We start from the raw sequence: 5,535 nt of genomic DNA, 5'->3' as shown, positions 1-5,535 counted from the left end.
AGCAGGCCGTCCAGCAGCCGCGCATCGGCGGCGATGCGGTCGCCTTCGCGCAGCACCAGCAGGTCGCCGCGCACCAGGTCGCGCCCGGCCACGCGCAGCGTCTGCCCACCCCGCAGCACCAGCGCGCGCGGGGCCGACAGGTCGCGCAGCGACTCCAGCGCGCGCTGGGTTTTGCGCTCCTGCGCCAGCGTGATGCCGATCACGACGAACACGAAGCCGAGCAAAAACAGCGCCTCGGCCCGGTCGCCCAGCGCCAGGTAAATGCCGCCGGCGGCCAGCAGCATCAGGAACATCGGCTCGGTGATGACCTCGCGCAGAATCGCCGCGCCGGATTTTGGCGCGCTGCCGGGCAGCAGGTTGGGGCCGTCGGCGGCCAGGCGCCGCGCGGCTTCGGCGCTGCTCAGGCCCTGCGGCGCGGGCGGGTCGCCGGGCGGCTGCATGCCGCTGCCGAACACCTGCGCGCGGATCTGCGCCCACTGCGCCTCGCTCGGGGCCGCTTCCTCATCGATCGCCAGCGCCGCATGCAGGTCCAGCCGGCCTTGCGCATCAAACACCAGCCAGCTGCAGGTTTCGTTGACGACGTCCTGCGGCTGGTTACCAACGATGCGCAAGTACCAGTCCACCAGCATCAGGCGAAGGCCGGCAAACTCGGGTGCGGCCGCTTGATGGCGGGCCAGCGCCACATAGCGCGCATGCGCCAGCGGCTGCACGCTGTCGCCTGCGCCCAGCAGAAACAAGCGGGTTTCATGGTCCGCTGCTGCGCCTGTGCTGGTGGCCTCTGTCATGTTGGCCCGGCGTACACCGGTGCAAAGCCGCCGCCCGGCGTGCGGAAGTTGGTGGTCTGGCCCTGGTAGAGCCGCGCCGCCACCCACTGCACCTGGCCGTCGTAGGTGTAGTCGCGCAGGTCAAACTTCAGCACCTGCGCCGGCTCCTGGTCTGAGATGGTGCGTTCGCCAGGCACGACCAGCGCCTGCGCCACATAGTCGCCCGCCAGAATTTCCTGCCAGACGCGCTGCGTCAGCTTGTCGCCCCGGTAGGCGGCGCGGCCGCCAAAGCCGGCAAACGGCTTGAAGAACAGGCGCTTGCGGTCCCGCCACAGCCGGTCGGCCTGCGCCGGGTCCACCACTTCGGTGTGCGGAATGCCGGCCAGCAGCACCGCCTGCGTGGCGGACGGCACGCCCAGCGCCTGCAGCCGCGCCGCATCGCTGAGCAGCGCGAGGTTGCGCTTGTCCGCATACAGGGCGTGCGCCTGCGGGTGCGGCGTCAGCACTGCGGCGTGCTGCAGGTAGGCTTCGCGCAGCGTGGCGCTGGCGGGCGTGGCCAGCGCAAAGTCCGTCAGCCGGTTGTAGACCAGGTCAATGGCCAGTTCGCCATGGCACAGCACGCCGCCGCGCAGGCTCAATTCGCCCGGGTCGGCAATCACCGCCTGCAGTCCGTGCCGCCTGAACAGTTGCTGGAACAGCAGGAACTCGGGGTAGAGGTACTGCTGCGCCGGGGCGTCGTCGACGATGGCAATGCTGCGCAGCGGCCGGCCGTTGCCGGACAGCGCCCATTCGCGCCGGAACATCGCCACGATGCGCTCCTCCAGCGCATCGGCCGTGGCCGGCGTGGGCATCAAGTCATTCATGGCCGGGCAGCATGCGCGCTGCGCTCGCGCCAGCACGGCGTTGAGCAGCGCGCCGCCCGCGTTGGTGTTGATCTCGATCAGCCCAAAGCCGCCTTCGGTGACATGAAAGTCGTAGCCAAAAAACACGCCCAGCGCGCCGCCCGGGTCATGCCGCGCAATGTCGGGCGACTGGGCCAGCACCGCCGCCCGGTAGGCCGGCAGCGCCACCACCGACTCAATCGCCTGCACCAGCGCGGCCATGCGCGCCAGGTGGGCGGGCGACACAAACACCGGACGCGCCGCAAACAGGTAGGGGCAGCGCTCGCGCACCAGTTCCAGCAGGCCCGGCTGGCCGATTTCCGATTCCAGCGCCCGGCCCAGCGCGTCGGTGTCCAGGCTGATGCAAAAGCACTCGCTGTTGAGCGCCTCGACCGACACGCCGTGCCGCGCCGCGATCGCGGGCAGCGCAGCCGGCAGGGAATGCGTGAAATTCGTTAAGGCGGTCATTTCACCTTGCCCAGTGCTACCCGGAACTCTTCCAGCTTGGCTTCATAGGCCTCGGCCTCGCCGTATTCCAGGAAACGGTTGTAGCGCCCGTGCGTGCCCAGAATTTTGTGCGCGTGCTTGATCGGGCAGAAATACTGCTCTGTGCGGGCCAGGATTTCCGTCATGTAGGCCATCAGTCCGTTGCCGTATTCGCAGTAGGTGCAGTGAAATTTCTCGATGGCATTGAGGTAGCCCAGATGCCGCCGGTCAAACACCAGGTAGTCCCTGCGCCGGACCCGGGTGATGCCATAGATGGGAAAGCAGACCCACTGGTAGATGCTGACGCAAAGATCGAGCATGAGCAGCGGGACCGCCATGCCATAAATCAGCGGGCCGGTGATCAGGTTCTGCGGCCGGTCGCGCACCAGCCAGCGCAGCACGCCGGTCTTGAGTTTGCGATGCGCCTGGCTCACCGATTGCTCGAATTCGACGCGCTTGCCTTTTATCTGGAAGAACATCCGGCTTTCCTGCGCCTGCACAGCAGTACGCAATTCCGCCTCAAGCGCGGCCATCTGCAGCAGTATTTCGTTGATTTTTTCGTTCATGCGTCGCAGCATACGCCAGGGCTGCGACAGGCGCATGCGTCGCCCGCAGGCGCATTAGGAGATGGGCGCAAGCAGCTATTAAAAAAGTGGAGATTCAATGACCGGCATCAGCTTGTCAGGGCACCGGCATGAATCGGATCGTTCATGGTCAATCAGGCACGCGGTGAAATGCGTGATTTTCGACCGCCGGCACGCACGCCATGAAAGCGTGGCTGTCGATCAAGGCAAAGCGCTGTGCTTCGGGCAACTCGTAATGCCACCATTCGCGCGGGTGGTGCACAAACCCCGCTTCCAGCATCACGGTCAGCAGCCGCATGCGGTTGATCTGAACGGCTGCCGGGTGCGCCGCATGAAAGTGGTGCGACGCCGGGTGCATGGTGTCCACCGGCGTGCCCATATCCAGCGCCTGGCCGTCCGCACCGACCAGCGTCAGGTCCACCGCCACGCCGCGCGTGTGGTTCGAGCCCTGGGCCGGATCGGCCACGTAGTCCGGGTTGGGCGCCACCGCCCACAGCGCCTCTTGTGCCTCCTGCGGCCGGAATGCATCCAGAATCTTGAGCCGCAAACCCATGCCCCGCGCCGCCGCCACGGCCTGCCGCAAACAGGCCTCGGCCTGCGGGTGCAAAAAGCACAGCGCATGCGCGTAGATCACCTGGCCGGTGAAATTGTTCTTGCCGGCGTAGATCAGGTCGATGGCGACATCGTGGCTGGATTCGGTGATGTGTACGAGGGGCGGTTGGGCGGGCGTCAGGGCGGAAGTTGACAGGGCTTGCATGAGGGGATTGTGGCCGGTTTAGGACACGGTCTTTCTCAAAATCCCATCAGGCGGTTTCGCCCAGCCGCCCGTCGCGAAAGTCGCTCAAGGCCTGGTAAATCTCATCCTGCGTGTTCATGACAAAAGGACCGTACTGAACGATGGGCTCTTTTAGAGGCATGCCCGAAACAAGCAGCACCCTGGCGTCAGCGCTGGCCTCGATCACCACGCCATCGGCCTGGGCGTCATTGGCCAGAATGGCCATGCGCTGCGCCGGCACGGCCTTGCCGGCAATGCTGACTTCGCCGCGGTAGACATAGATGAACGCATTGTGGCCGGCAGGCAGTTGCTGCGCAAAGCGCGCGCCAGCGGGCAGGTGCAGGTCCAGGTAGTTCGGTTGCGTGGTGTCGCGTGTCACGGCGCCGCGCACGCCATGGCTTTCACCCGCGATCATCGTCACGGCCACGCCTTCTTGCGTCACAAATTTTGGCAGCTCGCCGGCCTTGAAGTCGCGGTACCAGGGGGTGTTCATCTTGTCGCGTCTGGGCAGGTTCAGCCAGAGCTGAAAGCCCTCCATCACGCCTTCTTCCTGCTGCGGAATCTCCGAATGGATCACGCCTTTGCCGGCGGTCATCCACTGCACGCCGCCGTTTTCAAGCAGGCCCTCATGGCCGGCGCTGTCGCGGTGCAACATGCGCCCGGCAATCATGTAGGTGATGGTCTCGAAGCCGCGGTGCGGGTGGTCGGGAAAGCCGGCGATGTAGTCGTCAGGCTGGTCGCTGCCAAAGGCATCGAGCATCAGGAAAGGGTCGAGCCGATGCTGCAGGTTCTGGGTCAGCACGCGGGTCAGTTTGACGCCCGCGCCGTCGGAAGTTGCCTGGCCGGCGACCAGCTGCTCCACAGTGCGTGATGTTTCAACGTTGGGCATGTTGATGATGGTGGTGGTGTTCATTTGCAGTTCCTTTTTGAAGCAGGGGTTGCCTGGCAACACCCTGCGGTTTGGATCAGTGATTCAAGGCCAGGCTCAAGCACGGCGTGCATCAAGACTCCATGCGCCAGCGCCGTTGGCCGCAATCGCCAGCAAGCCGCCCACCACCGCGATGTTCTTGAAGAACAGCAGTTGTTGCATGAAGGCCTGGTCCGCAGGAACACCCCAGTAATTGTGGAAGAAGAAGCTGGCCACCAGCGTGAACGCAGCCAGAACCAAAGCGGCGATGCGGGTGCCGAAACCCGCCAGCAGTGCCAGACCACCCACGATTTCCACGATTAGCGCCGCGGCGGCCGCCAGGGTGGGCAGCGGCAAGCCGACCGACGAGATGTAGCCCACGGTGCCGGCAAAGCCGGTGAGCTTGCCAATGCCGGCGGGCAGGAACAAGGCGACCATAGCCAGGCGGGCGGCGAAGTGGAGGGGGTTTTGAATGGTGTTGGACATGATGGTTTTCCTTTAAAAAATGAGATGAACTCAGTGTGTTGCGATGGATGTAGTTTATTTATCAACAATCACTTGGTAAATACCTTTGAATGGATATGATTAATCCTATGGTGGAACAATCAAGCACAACAATCGACCCCAATGACCTGCTGATCTTTGCCAGCGTGGCCGAGTTGGGCAGCTTCAGCCGCGCTGCCGAGCGCATGGGTTTGCCCAAGTCCACCGTGTCGCGCCGGCTGGCCGCACTGGAACACAGCCTTGGCGAGCGCCTGCTGCTGCGCACCACCCGGCGCCAGTCATTGACCGAGTTTGGCTTGCAACTGCTGGAGCACGCGCGTCAGGTGGTGTCTGAGGTCGAGGCGGTGACGGCTTTAAGTGAACGCCGCCAGGCCACGCCGAGCGGGCGCTTGCGGGTGTCCATGCCCAGCGACTTTGCCAACCTGCTGCTGGCCGACACGCTGGCGGCCTTCATTGCGATGTATCCGGCGATCCAGCTGGAGCTTGATTTGTCACCGCGCCGGGTGGACCTGCTGGGCGAAGGGTTTGATGTGGTTCTGCGCATGGGCAAGCTGACCGACGATGCCTCGCTGGCAGCGCGGCGCCTGGCCGTTTTTTCTTTTGGCCTGTACGCGGCCCCCAACTACCTGGCCGA

7 protein-coding genes are annotated in these 5,535 nt (G+C 64.7%); 1 reads left to right on the top strand and 6 read right to left on the bottom strand.

Features of this window, described 5'->3' with window-relative positions:
• The 6 genes from IV091_RS09090 to IV091_RS09065 all read right to left on the bottom strand — a co-directional run.
• On the bottom strand, window positions 1-785 hold a 785-nt coding region (locus IV091_RS09090), incomplete at its 3' end, for a cation-transporting P-type ATPase (RefSeq protein WP_293467848.1).
• Window positions 782-2,113: a hypothetical protein gene (locus tag IV091_RS09085; protein WP_293467845.1), complete on the bottom strand. Its 1,332-nt coding sequence runs from the start codon at window positions 2,111-2,113 to the stop codon at window positions 782-784. The genes IV091_RS09085 and IV091_RS09090, both read right to left, overlap by 4 nt.
• Window positions 2,110-2,697, bottom strand: coding sequence for a hypothetical protein (locus IV091_RS09080; RefSeq protein WP_293467842.1), 588 nt, complete (start codon window positions 2,695-2,697; stop codon window positions 2,110-2,112). Before IV091_RS09080 ends, IV091_RS09085 begins: the two co-directional genes overlap by 4 nt.
• 148 nt (window positions 2,698-2,845) lie before the next feature.
• Window positions 2,846-3,472 (bottom strand): D-alanyl-D-alanine dipeptidase, encoded by a 627-nt coding sequence (gene ddpX, locus IV091_RS09075; RefSeq protein WP_293467839.1) that lies wholly within the window; start codon window positions 3,470-3,472, stop codon window positions 2,846-2,848.
• Between the two features lie 46 nt (window positions 3,473-3,518).
• Window positions 3,519-4,403 (bottom strand): pirin family protein, encoded by an 885-nt coding sequence (locus tag IV091_RS09070; protein WP_293467836.1) that lies wholly within the window; start codon window positions 4,401-4,403, stop codon window positions 3,519-3,521.
• A gap of 72 nt (window positions 4,404-4,475) precedes the next feature.
• Window positions 4,476-4,883, bottom strand: a complete 408-nt coding sequence (locus tag IV091_RS09065) for a DoxX family protein (protein ID WP_293467833.1) — start codon at window positions 4,881-4,883, stop codon at window positions 4,476-4,478.
• A 107-nt stretch (window positions 4,884-4,990) separates the two neighbouring features.
• On the opposite strand from IV091_RS09065, the gene IV091_RS09060 reads away from it, so the two are divergent.
• Window positions 4,991-5,535 (top strand): LysR family transcriptional regulator (locus IV091_RS09060; RefSeq protein ID WP_293467830.1); only part of this gene is annotated, 545 nt, incomplete at its 3' end.

Origin of the sequence: Polaromonas sp. (assembly GCF_018780625.1) — a bacterium.
GTDB lineage: Bacteria > Pseudomonadota > Gammaproteobacteria > Burkholderiales > Burkholderiaceae_C > Polaromonas.
Note: the sequence above shows the minus strand (reverse complement) of the source record. Positions and strands in the feature narration are given on the sequence as shown.

Coding starts and splice junctions, on each gene's coding strand:
- IV091_RS09085 (WP_293467845.1), bottom strand. CDS start 2,113: ATGACCGCCTTAACGAATTTCACGCATTCCCTGCCGGCTGCGCTGCCC.
- IV091_RS09080 (WP_293467842.1), bottom strand. CDS start 2,697: ATGAACGAAAAAATCAACGAAATACTGCTGCAGATGGCCGCGCTTGAG.
- ddpX (WP_293467839.1), bottom strand. CDS start 3,472: ATGCAAGCCCTGTCAACTTCCGCCCTGACGCCCGCCCAACCGCCCCTC.
- IV091_RS09070 (WP_293467836.1), bottom strand. CDS start 4,403: ATGAACACCACCACCATCATCAACATGCCCAACGTTGAAACATCACGC.
- IV091_RS09065 (WP_293467833.1), bottom strand. CDS start 4,883: ATGTCCAACACCATTCAAAACCCCCTCCACTTCGCCGCCCGCCTGGCT.